The organism is Rhizobium sp. ZX09, from assembly GCF_017357485.1.
Classification (GTDB): domain Bacteria; phylum Pseudomonadota; class Alphaproteobacteria; order Rhizobiales; family Rhizobiaceae; genus Agrobacterium; species Agrobacterium pusense.
Genome location: NZ_CP031364.1, coordinates 1,915,034 through 1,935,598 on the forward strand (window position 1 = coordinate 1,915,034; position 20,565 = coordinate 1,935,598).

The 20,565-nt window shown below is 59.8% G+C and carries 19 protein-coding genes; 16 read left to right on the forward strand and 3 right to left on the reverse strand.

Annotation, left to right across the window (positions count from 1 at the left end):
• The first annotated feature begins 408 nt into the window (after nucleotides 1–408).
• From ftsZ to BTN45_RS23385, 3 genes are all read left to right on the forward strand, one after another.
• Nucleotides 409–1,371: a cell division protein FtsZ gene (gene ftsZ / locus BTN45_RS23375; protein ID WP_004444641.1), complete on the forward strand. Its 963-nt coding sequence runs from the start codon at nucleotides 409–411 to the stop codon at nucleotides 1,369–1,371.
• 241 nt (nucleotides 1,372–1,612) lie between these two features.
• Entirely contained in the window at nucleotides 1,613–2,311 is a 699-nt protein-coding gene (locus BTN45_RS23380; protein WP_004444640.1) for a GntR family transcriptional regulator, read from the forward strand.
• Between the two features lie 109 nt (nucleotides 2,312–2,420).
• Entirely contained in the window at nucleotides 2,421–3,386 is a 966-nt protein-coding gene (locus BTN45_RS23385; protein ID WP_108081321.1) for a dihydrodipicolinate synthase family protein, read from the forward strand.
• Nucleotides 3,387–3,673: 287 nt separating this feature from the next.
• Here the strand turns inward: BTN45_RS23385 and BTN45_RS23390 are convergent, their stop codons facing one another.
• Nucleotides 3,674–4,711 carry an Ldh family oxidoreductase gene (locus BTN45_RS23390; protein WP_207591381.1) on the reverse strand — a complete coding sequence of 346 codons (1,038 nt, stop codon included), beginning with the start codon at nucleotides 4,709–4,711 and terminating at the stop codon, nucleotides 3,674–3,676.
• A 444-nt stretch (nucleotides 4,712–5,155) separates the two neighbouring features.
• On the opposite strand from BTN45_RS23390, the gene BTN45_RS23395 reads away from it, so the two are divergent.
• From BTN45_RS23395 to BTN45_RS23425, 7 genes are all read left to right on the forward strand, one after another.
• Nucleotides 5,156–5,962, forward strand: a complete 807-nt coding sequence (locus BTN45_RS23395) for a transporter substrate-binding domain-containing protein (RefSeq protein WP_207591382.1) — start codon at nucleotides 5,156–5,158, stop codon at nucleotides 5,960–5,962.
• 69 nt (nucleotides 5,963–6,031) lie between these two features.
• On the forward strand, nucleotides 6,032–6,697 hold the full coding sequence (locus BTN45_RS23400) for an amino acid ABC transporter permease (protein ID WP_004444628.1): 666 nt from the start codon (nucleotides 6,032–6,034) through the stop codon (nucleotides 6,695–6,697).
• 12 nt (nucleotides 6,698–6,709) lie between these two features.
• Nucleotides 6,710–7,363, forward strand: a complete 654-nt coding sequence (locus BTN45_RS23405; protein ID WP_006700301.1) for an amino acid ABC transporter permease — start codon at nucleotides 6,710–6,712, stop codon at nucleotides 7,361–7,363.
• The gene (locus tag BTN45_RS23410) at nucleotides 7,356–8,078 is read left to right on the forward strand and encodes an amino acid ABC transporter ATP-binding protein (RefSeq protein WP_004444624.1); all 723 of its coding nucleotides are present in this window, start codon (nucleotides 7,356–7,358) and stop codon (nucleotides 8,076–8,078) included. Before BTN45_RS23405 ends, BTN45_RS23410 begins: the two co-directional genes overlap by 8 nt.
• Complete coding sequence (locus BTN45_RS23415; RefSeq protein WP_207591383.1) at nucleotides 8,078–9,319, forward strand: FAD-dependent oxidoreductase; 1,242 nt, start codon at nucleotides 8,078–8,080, stop codon at nucleotides 9,317–9,319. The genes BTN45_RS23410 and BTN45_RS23415 overlap by 1 nt, the downstream gene beginning before the upstream one ends.
• Nucleotides 9,320–9,430: 111 nt before the next feature.
• Nucleotides 9,431–11,125, forward strand: coding sequence for an aconitase X (locus tag BTN45_RS23420; protein ID WP_207591385.1), 1,695 nt, complete (start codon nucleotides 9,431–9,433; stop codon nucleotides 11,123–11,125).
• A gap of 10 nt (nucleotides 11,126–11,135) precedes the next feature.
• On the forward strand, nucleotides 11,136–12,164 hold the full coding sequence (locus BTN45_RS23425) for a proline racemase family protein (protein WP_006700304.1): 1,029 nt from the start codon (nucleotides 11,136–11,138) through the stop codon (nucleotides 12,162–12,164).
• Nucleotides 12,165–12,378: 214 nt separating this feature from the next.
• Here BTN45_RS23425 and BTN45_RS23430 read toward each other — a convergent pair whose 3' ends face one another.
• Nucleotides 12,379–13,401, reverse strand: a complete 1,023-nt coding sequence (locus BTN45_RS23430) for a LacI family DNA-binding transcriptional regulator (RefSeq protein ID WP_006700305.1) — start codon at nucleotides 13,399–13,401, stop codon at nucleotides 12,379–12,381.
• Between the two features lie 172 nt (nucleotides 13,402–13,573).
• The gene (locus BTN45_RS23435) at nucleotides 13,574–13,894 is read right to left on the reverse strand and encodes a hypothetical protein (protein WP_006700306.1); all 321 of its coding nucleotides are present in this window, start codon (nucleotides 13,892–13,894) and stop codon (nucleotides 13,574–13,576) included.
• 295 nt (nucleotides 13,895–14,189) lie between these two features.
• Between BTN45_RS23435 and BTN45_RS23440 the strand changes: the two genes are divergently transcribed.
• The 6 genes from BTN45_RS23440 to BTN45_RS23465 all read left to right on the forward strand — a co-directional run bounded on the left by BTN45_RS23440 (nucleotide 14,190) and on the right by BTN45_RS23465 (nucleotide 20,497).
• Nucleotides 14,190–14,993, forward strand: coding sequence for a transporter substrate-binding domain-containing protein (locus BTN45_RS23440; protein ID WP_004444612.1), 804 nt, complete (start codon nucleotides 14,190–14,192; stop codon nucleotides 14,991–14,993).
• Between the two features lie 66 nt (nucleotides 14,994–15,059).
• Complete coding sequence (locus BTN45_RS23445) at nucleotides 15,060–15,764, forward strand: amino acid ABC transporter permease (protein ID WP_006700307.1); 705 nt, start codon at nucleotides 15,060–15,062, stop codon at nucleotides 15,762–15,764.
• Nucleotides 15,761–16,420, forward strand: a complete 660-nt coding sequence (locus BTN45_RS23450; protein WP_003521700.1) for an amino acid ABC transporter permease — start codon at nucleotides 15,761–15,763, stop codon at nucleotides 16,418–16,420. Before BTN45_RS23445 ends, BTN45_RS23450 begins: the two co-directional genes overlap by 4 nt.
• A complete protein-coding gene (locus tag BTN45_RS23455) occupies nucleotides 16,401–17,132 on the forward strand; it encodes an amino acid ABC transporter ATP-binding protein (RefSeq protein WP_004444596.1) in 732 nt (243 codons plus the stop codon). The genes BTN45_RS23450 and BTN45_RS23455 overlap by 20 nt, the downstream gene beginning before the upstream one ends.
• A 23-nt stretch (nucleotides 17,133–17,155) precedes the next feature.
• On the forward strand, nucleotides 17,156–18,091 hold the full coding sequence (locus BTN45_RS23460; RefSeq protein WP_207591387.1) for a 2-hydroxyacid dehydrogenase: 936 nt from the start codon (nucleotides 17,156–17,158) through the stop codon (nucleotides 18,089–18,091).
• A gap of 231 nt (nucleotides 18,092–18,322) precedes the next feature.
• On the forward strand, nucleotides 18,323–20,497 hold the full coding sequence (locus tag BTN45_RS23465) for a GGDEF and EAL domain-containing protein (protein ID WP_100911619.1): 2,175 nt from the start codon (nucleotides 18,323–18,325) through the stop codon (nucleotides 20,495–20,497).
• Nucleotides 20,498–20,565: the final 68 nt, after the last annotated feature.

The following is a 20,565-nucleotide window of genomic DNA, read 5'->3' on the forward strand; positions in this document are numbered from 1 at the left end:
TGCTTCGACAATATCTGGAGCGTCGGGACTGTTTGATCTCATCACCCGCCGCCTCAGCACGGTCGGCAAGCAAACACCCGGCGGGCCAACTCGTTCCAAAGTGAGATAAACATAGTGAATGGAGTGTAAACAACGTGCCTTTTGGGCTATCACCTCTTGATAGCGAAGCAGTTGATTCGGTTTGGTTTTCATCCGGGGGAAGGGTGGAGGAACGTCGCCGTAGCGCATCTTTCGCCGCTGGAGCACCAGTCTTTTGGCCGCAATCGGTCCTTAAGGCTTACATGGAAATTCAAGACGTTACGGCCTCCTTCGCGCGCCAGGAAGGAAGAGCGGGAACGCCACCGATCAATCGCGTGCCGCGGTCAAAACCGGCGCGGGACCCTATGAATTTGGAAAGAGAATTAGACGATGACACAGTCTCCGCGCGCCACCATTGCCCGCAACACTCCCAACATCGCCGTCGTCGGAGTTGGTGGCGGTGGCGGAAACGCGATCAACAACATGATTGCCGAGGGTATCGGCGGCGTCGATTTCATCGCGGCCAATACGGATGCGCAGGCGCTGAAGAAGACCAATGCGCCACGGCTCGTGCAGCTCAGCTCAGAACTGACGGGCGGGCTTGGAGCGGGTGCTGATCCCGAGGTTGGCCGGCAGGCTGCGATCGATTCCCTCGATGAGATCATGGATCACCTGAGCGGCTATGATATGTGTTTCATCACCGCCGGCATGGGCGGCGGCACCGGGACGGGTGCGGCACCCGTTATTGCCGAAGCCTGCCGTGCAAAGAACATTCTCACAGTTGGTGTCGTCACGCTTCCTTTCAGCTTTGAGGGCGTGCGCCGCATGCGGGCTGCTGAGTACGGTTTCGCCAATCTGCTCAACACGGCCGATACCGTCATCGTCATTCCCAACCAGAACCTGCTGCGCATTGCCGATGCCGGCACCACCTTCGAAAATGCGCTCAAAACCGCCGACAAGGTGCTGTCGCTCGGCGTGCGCTGCATCACCGATCTCATTTTGCGTGAAGGTCTGGTCAATCTCGATTTCGCCGATGTGCGATACGTCATGAAGAATGGCGGCCGGGCGCTGATGGGCACCGCACAGGCCAAGGGCGAAAAGCGTGCTTCGGAAGCAGCGGCAGCGGCCATTGCCAATCCGCTGCTCGGCGAGCCCTCGCTGAAGGAAGCCCGTGGCGCGCTGGTCTCCATTTCCGGCGGCAACGACCTGACGCTTTACGAGATTGATGAAGCGATGACGCTGGTACGTGAGGCTGTCAGCGAGGAAACCGATGTTGTGATGGGCGCTTCGTTCGACCCAACGCTGGACGGCGCTTTCAAGATTTCCGTCGTGGCCACCGGCCTGCGGAACTGATCTCCGAGTAAGGCGTCGCATCGCCGCTGGAAGCCGCTATTCGCTGCTTCGGCCGTGAAAGCGCGATAAAGACGTCTGCGCCACAAACCGAACGATCGAAAGCCGTCGCGGGCAATTTTCGCGACGTCTTTTTGTTGTTTTTGAACAATTATTCCGTCATGCAAGCCAGCGACCCGGTGACACGTCGTTGATAACGAAAAAATATAATAGTACTCTTTATGTCGACAAGAAGGATTTGATTATGACGGATATAATTGCTTCTGCCGAGCGCAAGCGCGGCTCCGGTGTGAAGATGGTCTACGATCTGCTGCGCGACGAGATTCTTGATCTCGTCCTGCCACCCGGCAGTCCCATTGATGAAGTGCAGCTTGCCGAACGGTTCAAGATGTCGCGAACGCCGATCCGTGAGGCGCTGGTACGGCTTTCGGGCGAGGGGCTGATCGATACGCTGCCGAACCGCTCCACCATGGTGTCGAACATCGATTTCCTCAACATGCACACCTATTTCGATGCGCTGGTCTTGATGTACCGGGTAACGACCCAGCTTGCCGCGCAATATCACCGTCCAGAAGATCTGGCTGGCATTCGCGCCCATAATGCGGAATTCGCCGTTGCGGTGGAGGAGCAGGATGCGCTGGCGATGATTTCCACCAACGCCGCCCTTCATCTTTCCATCGCGGAGGCCGGGCGCAACCCCTATTTCACCAGCCTGTTCAAGCGGCTGCTGGACGAGGGGCGGCGCATTCTCAGGCTTTATTACCAGTCCTATGACGATCGTCTGCCGAAGCGCTTTGTCGATGATCATGAAGAGATGATCGAGGCGATTGCCGCACGCGATATCGCTCTTTCCGAAAGGCTGGCGCGGGAGCACGCCGAACAGATCGTCCGGCAGGTGCAGAAACTGCTGGTGCGAAACGAACGGCTGGAAATAAATCTGTAGCTTGTCGATTTCTTGTCGACAAATAAAATACAAGATAGTAATGTCCCTCTCGAAAGGGTGGCGCGGACGTGCGTCCATTCCCGAAAAACATGTCCCTTAGGAGCTAGTAATGACGGCCAGCATTTTTTCCGGCGTGATTCCCGCCTTGATGACCCCCTGCAAGGATGATCGCACCCCCGATTTCGATGCGCTTGTTCGCAAGGGCAAGGAACTGATCGCCGATGGCATGTCCGCCGTGGTCTATTGCGGCTCCATGGGCGACTGGCCGCTCCTGACGGACGAGCAGCGCATGGAAGGCGTGGAGCGTCTGGTGAAGGCCGGTGTTCCCGTCATCGTCGGCACCGGAGCGGTCAACACGGCGTCTGCCGTTGCCCATGCCGCCCACGCCCAGAAGGTTGGCGCCAAGGGCCTGATGGTCATTCCCCGCGTTCTGTCGCGCGGTTCGGTCATCGCCGCCCAGAAGGCTCACTTCAAGGCAATCCTCTCGGCTGCTCCGGAAATCCCTGCCGTCATCTATAACAGCCCCTATTATGGTTTTGCGACCCGCGCCGATCTCTTCTTCGCGCTGCGCGCCGAGCACAAGAACCTCGTTGGTTTCAAGGAATTCGGCGGCCCGGCGGATATGCGCTATGCGGCTGAAAACATCACCAGCCGTGACGATGAAGTCACGCTGATGATCGGTGTCGACACCGCTGTCTTCCACGGCTTCGTCAATTGCGGCGCAACCGGCGCCATCACCGGCATTGGCAACGTGCTGCCGAAGGAAGTCATCCACCTCTGCAAGCTGTCGCAGGCTGCCGCCAAGGGTGACGCCGATGCCCGCGCACGCGCCTTGGAACTGGAACAGGCGCTGGCCGTTCTTTCGTCCTTCGACGAGGGCCCGGATCTGGTTCTCTATTTCAAGCACATGATGGTGCTGAAGGGCGACAAGGAATACACGCTGCACTTCAACGAAACAGATGCACTGACGGACAGCCAGCGGGGTTATGTCGAAGCACAGTTCAAGCTGTTCAAGAGCTGGTACGCCGACTGGAGCAAGCTGCCGGGCGCAGTGCAGGCCTGCAAGGCCGCCTGAGATATTGCTGCTGTGAAAAAAAGGCCCGCAACTGCGGGCCTTTTTTGCATGCGATGAGGTTTGATGTCTCTCCTCCGTCATGCCGGACAAGATCCGGCATCCAGCCGGGGCGCGTCTGCGTCATGAAAGGTCTCTTCCGCGGTCAAGGACTTGATCGCGTTGGACCCCGGATCTAGTCCGGGCTGACAGGGCGGGGATGCTATGCAGTCGCAAAAAAACGCTGGGTGACGTTGTCGTTATGAAGGCCCGCAATTGCGGGCCTTTTTTCCATTTCCCCATCCAAATGGTCAGGAAACCGCGTCCAGCCCCTTTTCCAGCAGCCGGTCGAGCCCGGCCATTTCGGCGGCGGTAAGCGTGATGCCTTCGCTTTCGGATTTAGCGCGGGCAATGAAGCGGCGGCCCGAGGGCAGGCGGGCGCCCTGGCCGATAATGGCGTCGAACAGCACTTCCGCGCGCTGGAAGGGGTCGCCGGGGCGGCCCTTGGCAAAGGCTTCAGGTGAAAAAGCGACGATCAATTCGCCATGGGTGGGGGCAAGCGTGGTGGTGCCGAGAAATTCGAGCGCTTCGGGGCTAGTGAGATCGCCGATCATGATGCCGGCGAGAAGCTCGATCATGGTGCCGATGGCCGATCCCTTGTGGCCGCCAAAGGGCAGCATGGAACCGGCGAGGGCCGCCTCCGGGTCGGTCGTCGGCTTGCCGTCAGCGTCCAGAGCCCAGCCTTCCGGCAGGGGCTTTCCGGCACGCCGGTGTAGTTCGATTTCACCGCGGGCCGCAACCGACGTCGCGAAATCGAAGACATAAGGGGAGGTGTCCTTGCGCGGCCAACCGAAGGCGAAGGGGTTGGTGCCAAGCAGAGGCTTGGTTCCGCCGGTGGGCGCGACGGTGGAATAGCTCGGGCACATGACCAGCCCGGCGAGACCGTTTTCGGTCAGCCCTTCGACTTCCGGCCAGAGCGCCGAGAAATGCGTGCAGTCATTGACGACGAGTGCTGCGATGCCCGAGCGTCTCGCCCGCTCCACCAGAACCGGCAGACCGAGTTCGAAGGCGGGGTTGGCAAAGCCGCCATGGGCATTGACCTTGACGACGGCCGTGCCGTCGTCTTCGGCCACTTCAGGTATCGCATCCGGATTCACCTTGCCGGCCTTGACGGTGCGGAGGGCGCCTTCGATACGGTAAATGCCGTGCGATTTGCAGGCATCGCGCTCACCGGCGGTGATGACGCGTGCCAATGCGCCCGACTGCACCTTATTGAGGCCCGCCTTGCTGAAAATCGCCTCGACCCGCGTCGAAAGCTCTTCAATGGTCAAGGTGGTGGTGTCGCTCATCATTATCCTCCGATGTCGGGCTCGCACATTTTGAATACATAAAGTATACAAAGGTGTGAGTATTGCAACGTGTCTTTTCGATGAAGCTCAGTCACAGCAGAAGGCCACCGTCTCAAACACGAAGATACCTTAAGCCCTCATTCCTGTGCTTGTCATAGGATTGCAGTCGACGCGCGTGCGCGCATCGGAAAGCCTCTTTCAGCCCAGAGATTTGGGCTGGCTAGATTCCTGTGAAAAGCAACGGCATGAAGGAGGCTGAATGTTTCGCCCACCTTGTTCGCTCCCCCGCGCCGGCTCGCGTAATCATCCACGACACCTCATCAGTTCGCAGATGCAAAAAATTCTTTTTGTATACTCATTGTATTTTTCTATTGATTTCTCAGCCCCACGGGGAAATAGTGACCGCGCCTTCAAGGGCAGACCAATTCTGGGAGCAAATCAAGAATGAAAAAATCGGTCATTTTCGCCGGCCTGCTGGCCGCCACTTCCGCTATCACCCCGGCCAAGGCCGACAAGCTTGACGACATCATCTCGTCTGGCACGCTGCGTTGCGCGGTTGTGCTCGACTTCCCGCCCATGGGCGCGCGCGATGACGCCAACAATCCTATCGGTTTCGACGTCGATTATTGCAACGACCTCGCCAAGGCGCTCGGCGTCACGGCTGAAATCGTCGAGACGCCGTTCCCCGAGCGTATTCCGGCACTGATGTCCGGCCGCGTCGACGTCGGTGTCGCTTCGACCTCCGATACGCTGGAGCGCGCCAAAACGGTTGGCATGACCGTGCCTTACTTTGCCTTCGAAATGGCCGTTACCGCCTACGACAAGTCCGGCGTCAAGTCCTTCGAGGACATGAAGGGCAAGACGGTCGGCGCAACCGCCGGCACGTTCGAAGCCATTGCGCTTGAAAAGTCGGTCAAGGAGTGGGGCGTCGGCGAATTCCGTCCTTACCAGACCCAGGCTGATGTGTTCCTTGCCCTGAGCCAGGGGCAGATCGATGCCACCGTTTCCACGTCGACCGTTGCGCAGTCCAACGTCAAGAGCGGCAAGTTCGCCGGTATCTCGGTGGTCGGCAAGGCGCCTTACGACATCGATTACGTCGCGCTCTTCACCAACCGGGATGAATACGGCTTCATCAACTACCTGAACCTCTTCATCAATCAGCAGGTTCGCACCGGCCGCTACGCCGAGCTCTACAAAAAATGGGTTGGCGGCGAAGTGCCTTCGCTCACCGTCAACGGCGTTTATCGCTGATCAGGACTTTTCGGAAACGGCGCGGTCGAATGATCGCGCCGTCGATCGTTTCTGAAAGGTGAGACGGTTATGTTCAACTACACATTTCACTGGAATCAGGCGCTGAAGGCTTTGCCGCAGCTTCTGGACGGTGCGGTGGTGACGCTGCAGATCGCTATCCTGTCGATGGTCATCGGTGTCTCCTGCGCCATCGTTCTCACGTTGTTCCGGCTTTCGGGCAACCGTATCCTCGGCGCCTTCGCCTCGGTCTGGGTGGAAATAGCCCGCAATACGCCTGCGTTGTTCCAGATCTACATGGCCCATTTCGGGCTCGGCAATTTCGGCATTCATCTGAGCCCCTATACCGCGCTTCTGGTTGGCATCGCCTTCAATAATGCCGGTTATCTCGCGGAAAATTTCCGTGGCGCGCTGAAGGCCATTCCGGATACGCAGACGCGTTCGGGCCGCTCGCTCGGCATGACCTCGATGCAGACCTTCAGGCTGATCATCCTGCCGCAGATGCTGCGGGTTGCTTTCCTGCCGGCCACGAACCAGATGGTCTGGGCAATCCTCATGACCTCGCTCGGCGTCACGGTCGGCATGAACACGGATCTCGCCGGTGTCACGCAGGCCTTGAACGCACGTTCGTTCCGCACCTTCGAATTTTTCGCGCTCGCCGCGGTCATCTATTACGTGATCGCCAAGATCGTCACGCTCGCCGCCAGATTGCTGGCCGCGCGTCTGTTCCGTTACTGAGAGAGGTGAGCCATGTTTGAAACCGCTCTCACTTGGAGTGATCTCGCCTTCCTGGCCAAGGGTGCCGGCATGACGCTTGCCGTCACCGCCGTCGCCGTCACGGCAGGCACCATCATGGGGATCATCTTCGGCGTCCTCCGCTTCCAGCTCGGGCCTTACTGGGCCCTGCCGCTCACCTTCGTTCTGGATGTCTTCCGTTCCGTGCCGCTGCTTATCCAGCTGGTTCTCGGCAATGCCTTCCAGTCGATCGCAAAGCTCGGCTGGCCACCCTTTACGACCTCCTGCGTGGTTCTGTCGCTTTATACCGCGGCCTATTGCACGGAAATCGTGCGTGGCGGCATCGAAGCGGTGCCCTCGAACACCCGCCGCGCCTGCCGGTCGCTCGGTATGACCTGGTCGCAGGACATGCGGTACATTGTTCTGCCGCTTGCCACGCGCGTGTCGCTGCCTGCCTGGATCGGCCTGACGCTGGGGGTCATGAAGGATTCAGCGCTCGTCCTTTGGCTCGGGCTCATTGAGCTTCTGCGTGCCTCGCAGATTCTCGTGACCCGCCTGCAGGAACCGCTGACCATCCTGATGATCTGCGGCGCCATCTACTTCCTTATCAGCTTCCCCATCGCCCGTTTTGGCGGGTATCTCGAAAGACGGTGGTCCCCCAATGATTGAGATCGAAAACGTCCGCAAATCCTTCGGCCCGCTGGAGGTTCTGAAAGGGATCAACCTCACCGTCAACAAGGGCGAGGTCGTCACCATCATCGGCGGCTCCGGTTCCGGCAAGTCGACGCTGCTCACCTGCATCAACGGCCTCGAGCCGATCGACAGCGGCAAGATCGTCATCGATGGCACCGAGGTGCATGCAAAGTCGACCGATCTCAACAAGCTGCGCCGCAAGGTCGGAATCGTCTTCCAGCAATGGAACGCCTTTCCGCATCTGACGGTGCTTGAAAACGTCATGCTGGCGCCGCGCAAGGTGCTCGGTATTTCGAAAGAGAAGGCCGAAGAAATTGCGGTCAAGCAATTGACCCACGTCGGCCTTGCCGAAAAGCTGAAGGTCTATCCGAACCGCATGTCAGGCGGCCAGCAGCAGCGTATGGCGATCGCCCGCGCGCTCGCCATGTCGCCGGAATACATGCTGTTTGACGAAGTCACCTCCGCGCTCGATCCGATGCTGGTCGGCGAGGTGCTCGACACGCTGAAGATGCTGGCGGATGAGGGCATGACGATGATCTGCGTCACGCACGAAATGGCCTTCGCCCGTGATGTCTCGAACCGCGTCGCCTTCTTCCATCAGGGCGTGATGGCCGAGATCGGCACGCCAGATCAGTTGTTCGGCGCACCACAGCATCCCGAGACGCAGAAGTTCCTGGCGAGCGTTCGGTAATGCCTGCAAATGATGTCATCGTCATCGGGGCCGGCGTTGTCGGCCTCTCGGCGGCAATCGCGGCGCAGGGCCGCGGTCTTTCGGTCACGGTGATCGACCGTGAGGGACCGGCGGCGGGCGCTTCGGCTGGCAACGCCGGCGCCTTCGCCTTCACCGATATCCTGCCGCTCGCGTCGCCCGGCATTCTCTGGAAGGCGCCGAAGTGGCTGCTCGATCCGCTTGGGCCGCTCAGCGTGCCGCCGGCCTATGCGCTGAAGATCGCGCCTTGGATGTTGCGGTTCTGGCGGGCCTGCGCCGTCTCGAAGGTGGAGCACTCAACTGCAGCGCAGACGGCACTGATGGACCTTTCCAGGGCCGAACTGGAGCCGTTCCTCAAAAAAACCGACACCATTGCCAGGCTGCGCAGGGAAGGCAACCTCCAGGTCTATGAAAGCGATGCGGAATTCGAAGCGTCACTCGGCGGCTGGAAGGCGCGTGAGCGCCACGGTATCGAGTTCCGGCATCTGAACGCAGAGCAGATGGCCGAGATACAGCCCGGCATCGCACCGCGCTTCACCTGCGGCACGTTCACGCCTGGCTGGTATTCCATTGCCGATCCCAGGCTTTACACACTGGCGCTGGCCGACCATTTTCGCACCATGGGCGGGCGTATCGAATGCCTCGATATCGCCTCGCTCCGGCCGTTGGAGGATGGGGTCGAGGTGGTTAGCCATGACGGCCGCACGCGCAAGGCAGGCCGGGTGGTACTGGCGGCAGGCGCCTTTTCGCACCGCATTGCCCGTTCGCTCGGGGAAAAAATTCCGCTGGAAACGGAACGGGGCTATAATACAACCCTGCCCTCAGGCGCATTCGATCTGCGGACGCAGGTGACCTTCGGCGGCCATGGTTTCGTCGTTACCCGGCTTTCCTCCGGCATCCGCGTCGGCGGTGCGGTCGAGTTGGGCGGGCTGGAGCTTCCAGCCAATTTTGCCCGATCCGAAGCGCTGCTGGCCAAGGCGAAAGCCTTCCTGCCGGGCTTGAAAACCGAAGGCGGCAAGCAGTGGATGGGCTTTCGCCCCTCGCTGCCGGACAGCCTGCCGGCCATTGGGCATGCGCGACACACGGCGCGGGTGGTCTACGCCTTTGGCCACGGACATCTGGGACTGACGCAATCTGCGGGTACGGCGCGCATCGTCGCCGACATTCTGACGGGGCAAAAACCCGCCATCGACACAAGCGCTTTTTCGCCGCAACGTTTCTAGAGGATTTCGGCTTTTTCCCGAAACGCAAAAATTCTCTAGCACTTTTTCACGCATTTACCGGGGCTCAAAGCGCGACGCGCTTATACTGGAAATGCCTTAGGGAGATTTTCGATGTCTTCTGCCGTTCCGCAAGCCCGCAGCATTCTTACCGGTGCGGCCGAAGGCCCCGTGATCGCCACGACGGAAGCGCTGAGTTTCTGGGGCGGTGTCGATCCCGCCACCGGCAGGGTGATCGACGTGCATCACCCGCTGCACGGCGTCAGTCTAACCGGCGGCGTGCTCTTCATGCCGACCAGCCGGGGCTCGTGCACCGGGTCTGGCGTTCTGCTCGACCTTATTCTAACGGGCCGGGCGCCATCCGCTCTCGTTTTCTGCGAGGCGGAGGATGTGCTGACCTTGGGCGCACTTGTCGCGGCGGAAATGTTCGAGCGGGCGCTGCCGGTCGTCCGTCTCGACGCCGAAAGTTTTGCCCGCTTTTCCCGCGCGGCCCATGTTCGCATCGATGAAAACAGCATCGAGGCCGATGGCCTTTCGCTTGCCATAGCGCATCCCGCGACTGCCCGTCTCGATCTCACGGGTGACGACCGCGCGATGCTGGAAGGGCGCGACGGCATCGCCGTGCGCCAGGCCATGCGCATCATCGTCGCCATGGCAGCCCAGCAGGGCGCTTCCGCGCTCGTTAATGTCACACAGGGCCATATTGACGGCTGCATCTATGCCAGTCCCGCCAATCTCACCTTCGCGGAAAAAATGGCTGAGATGGGTGGCAAGGTCCGGGTGCCGACGACCATGAACGCCATTTCGGTGGACAAGGCCAACTGGCGGGCACAGGGCGTGCCGGATGATTTCGGCGATCCGGCGGCGAGACTGGCGGATGCTTATGTGCGCATGGGCTGTCGGCCCACCTTCACCTGTTCGCCTTACCTGCTCGACAGCGCGCCGGGCGCGGGTGAATCGATTGCCTGGGCGGAATCGAACGCGGTGATTTTTGCCAATACGGTGCTTGGTGCACGCACTGCCAAACATCCCGATTTCCTCGATCTATGTATCGCGATGACGGGCAGGGCGCCGCTTTCGGGTGTTTACCTGGAGGAAAATCGCCGGCCGCAGCGCATCGTGGACGTGATGCTGCCGCAAGGGATAGACGATGCGTTCTGGCCGCTCGTCGGTTATCTCGCCGGCAAGGCTGCCCCCGATTGCATACCGCTGCTGCGCGGACTTGGGGCTGCGAAACCCTCGCGGGATGATTTGAAAGCGCTCTGCGCTGCCTTCGGCACCACCTCCGCAGCGCCCATGCTGCATATAGAGGGCGTTACGCCGGAAGCCGGTATCGCGCCTCTGGAAACGGCCGACACGGTCGGCATTTCGCTTGCCGATATGGCGGCCGGGTGGTCGCTGCTGAACGAGGGACCGGAGGAGGTGCAACTGGTCGCCATCGGTAGTCCCCACGCGTCGCTGGAGGAGTGCCGCGCCCTTGCGGCAGTTTTCGACGGTCGCAGGCGCCGTGCGGATGTCGCCGTCATCGTCACAGCCGGCCAGCAGGTCATCGATGCAGCTGCGCAGGACGGCACGCTGCAGAAATTGAAGGACTGTGGCGTACAGGTGCTGCCTGATCTCTGCTGGTGTTCGATTTCCGAGCCGGTCTTCCCGACGAAGACGCGCGCCTTGATGACCAATTCCGGTAAATACGCCCATTACGGACCCGGCCTCAGCGGCCGCGCGGTGCGCTTCGGCAGCCTTGCCGATTGCGTCGAGAGCGCGTTGACCGGCCGTGCCGCTTCCCGTCTTCCCGCCTGGCTTTCCTGAGGAGAATTCAATGCGCAGTATTAAGACCGTTCATGTCATTTCCGCCCATGCGGAAGGCGAGGTGGGGGATGTGATTGTCGGTGGCGTCAAGCCGCCACCAGGCGAAACGATCTGGGAACAGAGCCGTTTCATCGCCCGTGATGAGACGCTTCGCAACTTCGTGCTGAATGAGCCGCGCGGCGGCGTATTCCGCCACGTCAATCTGCTGGTTCCGCCGAAACATCCTGATGCGGATGCCGCCTTCATCATCATGGAGCCGGAGGATACGCCGCCCATGTCCGGCTCTAACTCCATCTGCGTGTCCACCGTCCTTCTCGATGGCGGTATCGTGCCGATGCAGGAGCCGGAAACCCATATGCTGCTGGAAGCTCCCGGCGGGCTGGTGAAGGTGCGGGCCGAATGCCGCAACGGCAAGGCCGAGCGTATTTTCGTGCAGAACCTGCCAAGCTTCGCCGCGAAGCTTGATGCCGAACTCGAGGTCGAAGGCCTTGGAAAGCTCAAAGTGGATACGGCCTACGGCGGCGACAGTTTCGTCATCGTCGATGCCGAAGCAATGGGCTTCAGCCTGAAACCGGAAGAGGCGCACGAGATTGCCCGCCTCGGCGTGCGCATCACCAACGCCGCCAACAAGGCTCTGGGTTTCGATCATCCCGAAAACCCGGACTGGCGGCATTTTTCCTTCTGCCTGTTCGCCGGCAAGGTGGAACGCACGGCCGAAGGCCTGCGGGCAGGGGCGGCCGTCGCCATCCAGCCGGGCAAGGTGGACCGCTCCCCCACCGGCACGGCGCTTTCGGCCCGTATGGCCGTGCTGCATGCACGCGGCGAAATGAAGGAAGGGGAAACGCTGACGGCGGTGTCGCTGATCGGCTCGACCTTCACAGGCCGTATCCTCGGGACCACAACAGTCGGCGACCGCCCGGCCATCCTGCCGGAAATATCCGGCCGCGGCTGGATCACCGGAATACACCAGCACATGCTCGATCCGTCGGATCCATGGCCGGAAGGGTATCGGCTGACGGATACCTGGGGTGCGAGGTAAATAAGGGCGTACAGGTCACTCAGATGGCATATTGAGATATGTCGCGGCGCTGCGGCATTTTTCTTCTCCCCGCCGGGGAGAAGGTGGCCCGAAGGGTCGGATGAGGGGGCTACGTTAGCGATATTCGGAGAGCTTGCCCCCTCATCCCGCTGCCGCGGACATCTCCCCGGCGGGGAAAGAAGCGGTACACGCTCGTTCCAACGAGGCTAAAGCTTCACCGGCCCAACCGCTTCGTCGTCTCCCGCACGATAAGCTGGAAGCCGACATCCACCCGCGCACCCTCGGGAACAGCGGCATCCTTTTCTGCCTCCAATATCGAAAGCAGCAACTCGCCCGCTTTGCGGCCGATCATCTGTGCGTCGACCCGTATCGTTGAAATCGCCGGATAGCATTGTCTGCCAATATCAAAATCACCGAAGCCGAGAATGGAAATCTGGTCTGGTACATGAATGCCGCGGCGATGACATTCCATCAGCGCACCGACAGCGGAAATATCCGACACGGCGAAGATGGCTTCGACATCGGGCGCCTTGGCCAACAGGGAGCCCAGCGTTTTCGCGCCGTGATCGTATGAGACCGGCGCGCTGCCCTCGCGGATGATGAGATCATCGGCGATGCCGGCTTCGCGCAGCGCCGCCCCGAAACCGAGCAGGCGGCTTTCGCCGCGCCAGTCCTTAACGTCGCCATCGGCTCGGGAGCCAAGTGCGCCTATGCGCGTGAATCCAAGCGATATCAGGTGTTTGGCGGCGGTTCTTCCCACTTCGTAATTGGAGAAACCGACCGCGTGGTCGATCGGATGTTCGGGTACGTCCCAGATTTCAACGATCGGGATACCGGCGCGCATCAACACTTCGCTTGCCATCTTGGTATGAACCGTGCCGGCGACGACAATCGCGTCGGGACGGCGCTCCATCATGGTGCGGATGACGCGCTCTTCTTCCTGCAGGTCGTACATGGTGTAACCGATCAGCAATTGGTAATCGGCGGCGCGTAGCGCATTGGCCAGGCCTTGAGCGCTGTCGGCGAAGTTTGAGTTGGTGAGTGTCGGCAGGATGGCGGTGATGAAATTGGTGCGGCGAGAGGAAAGCGAACCGGCGATTCGGTCAGGCACATAACCAAGCTTCTCAATGGCCTTCATCACCTTTTGGCGCGTCTCTTCCGACACCAGGGCAGGATCGGCCAGCACCCGCGAAACGGTCATCTTGGAGACGCCCGCGAGTTTCGAGACGTCGCTCATGGTAGCTTTTTTTGACGTGACTAACGCTGCGGCCAAGGGCGTGCGCTCCACCAAAGCATGTCTCCCCAGTTACAATCCGGCTGAATGAAGACCGGTTCACGACAAGACATACACGAAGATACCAAGGGAAAGCACGCCGTATGATTGCAGATCAATGCGACGTGCACCGGATTTATGCGACGCGGCTATAGACCAGATGATAAAAACGCCCGTCACACATGCTCATCATCTCATCCGTCAGTACCCGGCCTTCCAGCCGGACCGGCGAGACCAGCGCTTCCTCCACGGCCTCCATCGACGGATAGTCGATTTCCTGCACCATGATGATCTGGGCCGCGTCCGGGTCCGTGCGCTCCGTACGCATCACTCGCACCGCCTGCGCATTCGGCATGCGCTTCCAGACAGGCAGTAATTTTTCCTCGACGATGCGAAAAAACTCCTCCTCCCGGCCTGCGTGAATCCTGCCTTCGAAAATTGCCGAGCGTGTGTACATGTTTCCTCCCGAAATGAATGCCGACCGAAACAGTTCTGTAGATCGGACTTGCAATGATACCGATAACATGCATTATTGATCCTGCCAAGAACGTGAAGCGATGTCGAAGAGAGGAAAATCGATAATCATCCCAACTGATTGAGTTTCATAAGAAATCCATCTGGTTCTGTGTTTTCACAGTTTCTTGGGAGGAGTTTTCAGTCAAGCGCCTAGAAATGTTATCGAGAACATTTTTCGGTTTGCGAAGGCCGCTGTTCTGCATTGGGCAGCTACTATTTGGGTTGGAGGAGAAACCATGAGCATATCCAGATTTCTGAAAAACATGACCGTTGCTGTTGGCGTTGCCGCAGCTTCGCTTGCGGCTACAACGTCCGCCCATGCCGTCTCGCTCAGCGAGATCACGGCGCGCGGCAAGGTCAAGATCGGTGTCCTCACGGGCGCGCCGCCGATGGGCATGGTGGATGAAAAGGGCAACCCTTCCGGTTATGACGTCGATGTTGCCAATCTCATCGGTTCCTACCTGTCGCTGCCGGTGGAACTGGTGCCGCTGACGCCTCCAGCGCGTATTCCGGCCCTTCAGACCGGCAAGGTCGATTTCCTCGTTGCGACGCTCGCGCCGACCGGCGAACGCGCCAAGACTGTGATGTTCACGCAGCCATACAGCGCCTTCAACATGGATATCATCTCCGGCAAGGACCAGAAATTCGAAAATCTCGACAGCCTCAAGGGCAAGCGCGTGTCGGTCAACCGCGGTTCCTCACAGGAAACCGCGCTGCGCAAGGCTAACGTCGAAGGTCTCGAAATCGTCGTTTACGAAGACGATTCCACCAGCGCCCAGGCTTTGCTTGCGGGTCAGGTGGATGCCGTCGCCCTGCCGTCCACGGTTGGTGAAGCAATCATCAAGCAGCGCCCGGAAGCCGGTCTCCAGGTCGGATTCACCTTCTTCCAGCAGGGCAATTCCATGGCGACCAAGCTTGAGGATTTCGAGCTGCGCCAGTGGCTGAACACCTCCATTTACCTGATGAAGATGTCCGGCGATCTCGACCGCATCTCGGTCAAGTGGACCGGTCGCCCGCTGCCGCAATTGCCAAGCTTCTGATTGAGCCTTTCAACGCGCCCGCCGGGAATACGTTCGGCGGGCGGGGAAATGTCAACGGAGTGACGCATGTCCTATACATTCCAATTCGGCGCGCTCGCCCAATATCAGAATGAAATTCTGAACGGCATATGGCTGACGATCAAGCTGTCGGTCCTCTCCATCGTGCTCGGCTGCGCTTTCGGCATTCTTCTCGCTTCATTGCGCTCCATCAATGGTGGCATCGTCCGCATCATCGTGGATGCTTATGTCGAAGTCATCCGCAACACGCCGTTCCTCGTGCAGCTGTTCATCGTCTATTTCGGCCTGCCGGGTCTCGGCTTTCGCGTCGGGGCGGATACTGCGGCGCTGATCGGCATGACGATCAATCTTGCCGCCTATTCGACGGAGATCATCCGCGCCGGCATCGAGGCGGTGCACAAGTCGCAGATCGAGGCGGGTGAGGCTCTGGGCTTCACCAAGTACCAGATTTATCGTCACGTCATTATCGTGCCCGCCATTGCCAAGGTCTATCCATCCCTCTGCAGCCAGTTCGTGCTGATGATGCTGGCATCGAGCATATGCTCGGCCATCTCCACCCATGAGCTTGCCGCCGCTGCAGCCTTCGTGGAATCGCAGACCTATCGCTCCTTCGAGGTCTACATCGTCGTCACGCTCATCTATCTGGCGCTGGCGCTCAGCCTGCGGCTCATCCTTGCCCTTGTCGGCATGTGGCTGTTCGGTCGCCGCGTGGCCCGCAAGACGATGACCGCTTTGCCGGAGGTGCAGTCATGACCCTTAGAACTTTCGGCTGGAACGAATTCGGCTTCCTGCTGACCGCCCTGCAATGGACCGTGCTTCTGACGATCATTGCGCTAATCGGCGGCGGTATCGTCGGCTTCTTCGTGGCGCTCGCCCGCACCTCGAATTTCAAGGCGCTGCGCATTGCCGCCGGCACCTACATTCAGGTGATCCAGGGCATTCCGGTGCTGATGATCCTGTTCCTGTCCTATTACGGTCTCAGCCTTGCCGGGCTGGAACTGCCGCCACTTTTTGCCGCCGGTGCCTCGATGACCATCTATACGTCAGGTTATCTCGCGGAAATCTGGCGCGGCTGCATCCAGGCGGTGCCGAAGCAGCAATGGGAAGCGTCGGAATCGCTCGCTCTCACCCGCGCCCAGCAATATCGCTACGTCATCCTGCCGCAGGCGATCCGAATTTCGCTACCGCCGACCGTCGGTTTTGCCGTCCAGGTCGTCAAGAACACGTCCATCGCATCGATCATCGGTTTCGTCGAACTGGCGAGAGCGGGGCAGCTCATCAACAATGCCACGTTCCAGCCGTTCCGCGTCTTCGTGGCGGTGGCCGTACTTTATTTCATCGTCTGCTACCCGTTATCCCAGCTGTCGCGTTGGCTGGAAAGGAGGCTTCATGCCGGAAGTAATCGTTGAAAACGTTCACAAGAGCTTTGGCGCTCTGGAGGTACTCAAAGGCGTGTCGCTGACGGTCGGCCGTGGTGAAGTCTTCGCCCTCATCGGCCGCTCGGGCTCGGGCAAGAGCACGCTGCTGCGCTGCATGAACGGGCTGGAAAAGATCAATTCCGGGCGCATCGAAATCGCTGGTCATGCGATTGGTGAAGACGCCAAGGCCCTGCGGAAGCTGCGCACCGATGTCGGCATCGTGTTTCAGAGCTATAATCTGTTCCCGCATCTGACGGTCGGCGAAAACATCATGCTTGCGCCGCGCATCGTCAAGGACGTGGCAAAATCGGAAACCAAGGATATCGCCCGTGAGGTTCTGCAGCTCGTCGGTCTTTCGGAGAAATTCGATTCCTATCCGGACCAGCTGTCCGGCGGCCAGCAGCAGCGTGTGGCGATTGCGCGCTCGCTTGCCATGCGGCCGAAGGTGATGCTGTTCGACGAGGTGACGTCTGCGCTCGATCCGGAACTCACCGAAGAAGTGCTGACTGTCATGGAAAACCTCGCCAGAGACGGCATGACCATGATCCTCGTGACGCATGAGATGGCCTTTGCGCGGCGCGTGGCGACCGAAACGATCTTCATGCACAAGGGCAAGATCTGGGAGCAGGGTCGCTCGTCCGAACTCTTCGCCAATCCGCAAACGCCGGAACTCCGGCAATTCGTCAAGGCCGATGTGAAGTAGTTCACCGGCACAAAGGAAAATCCATGACCACTGAAATCGTGCAGCTGTGCCCGCTCATCCCGGCACTGGAGGAAGAACTTGCGCAGCGCTTCACCGTGCATCGCCTGTTCGAAGTGTCAGACAGGGCCGCCTTCCTTGTTGAAAAAGGCGGCGCGATCCGCGGCGTCGTCACCGGCGGTCATATCGGCCTGCCGGCGGATATTGGTGCAGCGTTACCAAAGCTTGAAATCGTTGCCATCAACGGCGTCGGCTTCGACAAGGTCGATCTGGCTGAAGCGAAGCGGCGCGGCTTTCGTGTTTCCAATACGCCTGACGTGTTGACGGCCGATGTCGCGGATCTTGCTCTGGGCCTTATTCTGGCGCAGGCGCGCAGGCTACCGCAGGCAGACCAATATGTCCGCACCAGGCAATGGCTGAAGGGCGACATGGGCCTTTCCACCCGCGTGGCCGGTCGTCGCTATGGCATATTCGGTTTCGGCCGCATCGGTCAGGCGATTGCCAGGAGGCTCGAAGGTTTCGATGCGCATATCTCCTACACCGCGAGAAATCGTCGCGATGTCGCCTATGATTATTATGACAGCATCGAAGCTCTGGCCGCTAATTGTGACGTGCTTATCATCGCCGCAGCGGCCACCGCCGAAACGCGTCACATCGTCAGCGCCGAGGTTCTGAACGCGCTTGGCCCGCAGGGCGTGCTTGTCAACGTGGCTCGCGGCTCGTTGGTGGATGAGAAGGCGCTCATTGAGGCACTTTCGAATGGCGTGATCGCAGGTGCTGCGCTTGATGTCTTCGAGGATGAACCGCGTGTGCCGGAAGCGCTGTTTGCTTTCGAAACCGTCACGCTCGCCCCACATATCGGCAGCGGCACGCATCAGACGCGACGGGCCATGGCAGACCTCGTTCTTGCCAATCTCGATGCGCATTTTGCCGGCAGGGAGCTGCCGACGCCGGTGGTGTGACGGGGTCTTGCTGGATGCCGGAATTCTTGCGGCGCGGCTTCTATCCGCGCCGTTTTCCCTGAGACAGGCGCTATTTCATCGCCGCAAGCGTACAGACGGCTACCGGCCACCCTATCTCCGCCCCTCGTTCATATTTATATAATATGTATAATCCTACTATTCTGCTCTCTTATAAAGTGATGAGGCGGATAGGTGCGTTCCAAGGGCCCGAAGACACCCGTGCAGAACCGGATATCGCGAAAAAAGCGCGAAACAGGGCCATCTGCCTCTACCCCAACAGATGAAAATAGTAATCCATCCGACCGGCATGTGTTGTTGGAAGCGATGATCGACCACGTGCCGGATTTTATCTATGCCAAGGATCTGGAAGGTCGTTTCCTGTTTGCGAACCGCGCAATCGTCAAGGAAAATGGTTTTGACACGGTGGAGGAGCTGATTGGCCTCACCGATTACGATATTCACGGCGAAGCAGCACGGCGGGCGGGCATTCCCGACACCGAGGCACGGGTGATGCGCACGGGAGAACCGGATCTCGGTTATGAAGAGCGGGCCATGCGCGGCGACATTGACCGCTGGCTGATGATGTCGCGCGTGCCGCTGCGGGACAAGTCCGGCAACATCATCGGGGTGGTCGGCGCTTCTAGGGACATAACCCAGAAAAAGGCTTCCGAAAGGCTGCTGCAGACGCAGGCGCGCATTCTCGAAATGATTGTCGCGGCGGCGCGTATCGAGGATTTCCTAGAGGAATTCGTCAAGGCGATTGAAAATCTCGCCACGGGGCTTGCCTGTGCCGTACGGGTGTTCGACGCCGCTACGGGTGAACCTTCGGTTTATGCATCGCCGGCACTCGCTCCGCATGCGGGGCTGACGGCGCTGATTTCCTCGGTCAGCGATCCTGACAGCCTCATTTCCCCTGCCGATAACACGGCCTTCAGCTTCGATATTCCCGCCAGCGACGGCGAGGCGCACGGTTTTGTCTGGTGCATGCTCGCGGCCCGCCAGCCAGATCCGGCACTGGTGGAATTTATCGGTGCGGCTGCACGCATGGCGGGGCTCGCGATCGACCGCAAACGTGCGGCCGAACATATCGCCTTTCTGGCCGATCACGACATGCTGACCCGCCTCCCCAATCGCCGTTTTCTCGATACACGACTGCCGGAAGTTCTTGCGGCCGCGGCAAAAGCCAGGCGGACGATCGCCGTCTGCTTTCTCGACCTCGACAATTTCAAGCAGATCAACGACACGCTGGGCCACAGCGTCGGCGATGCGCTGCTTTCGAAGACGGCGGCGCGCATTGCAGGGAGCCTCGGTCGGAACGATCTCGTGTTGCGGGTGGGCGGGGATGAGTTCGTCGTCATTCTGGAGAAGCAGCGGGACGGTTTCGAATCCCGGCTTCGGGGCATCCAGGCTGCGGTCTCACAGCCGCTGCGCATCGGCAATTATGATATCAAGGCGACATCCAGCATCGGCGTGGCGTTTTTTCCGGAACATGGGGAAACCACGGCGGAGATCGTCGCCGCTGCCGATCTTGCCATGTATCAGGCGAAACATAATGGTCGGGACGGTATCGCCACCTTCTCGCCGCGCATGGCAGACGATTTGAGAAAGAAGGTCACGCGTATCGAGGAATTGCGCAGGGCCGTGGAACGGGATGAATTCATCCTGCATTTCCAGCCGCAGGTCGATCTACTTACCGGCGGAATCAGCGGGGTGGAGGCGCTGGTGCGCTGGCAGCACCCGGCGGAGGGACTGCTTGGGCCTGCGGAATTCATCGGCCTTGCGGAAGAAACCGGCCTCATCGTGGCGCTTGGGGAGAGCATTCTGAAAAAAGCGTGCCGTCAGGCGCGAGACTGGATGGCTGCTGGATTGTCGCCTGTCAAAATGGCAGTCAATATCTCCCCCCGGCAGTTTCAGGCCGGCCTGGCGGACCAGATCAGTTCGGTGCTGAAGGAAACCGGCCTTGCACCTTCGCTGCTGGAAATCGAGATTACCGAGACGCTCATCATTCAGGATGTCGACACGTCAGTGCGCATCATGCGCGCCATCAAGCAGATGGGCGTCAGCCTGGCACTGGATGACTTCGGCATCGGCTATTCCTGTCTTGGCATGCTCAAGACATTCCCTCTTTCGTGCATGAAGATCGACCGGTCGTTCCTCACGCATCTGCCGGCAAAAACCAAAGACAGCGCCATTGTTTCGATCATGATCCAGCTTGCCGGTTCACTGGGCATCGATGTCATTGCCGAAGGCGTGGAAACGGCCGAGCAGGCTGACTTTCTGCGCGCTGCCGGTTGTCCCTACGGGCAAGGTTACTATTTCGGCCGCCCCGTGGCGGCTGGCGAGATCGAGGGCATGCTGAAGGCGATGTCCACATTTGCAACCGGTTCTTCCAGCCAACCGCTGTAATCGCCGATCCACCGCCCGCTGCGTTATCCGAACGGAATTGAAGCACCACGCGCGAGTTCGGGTCGGGT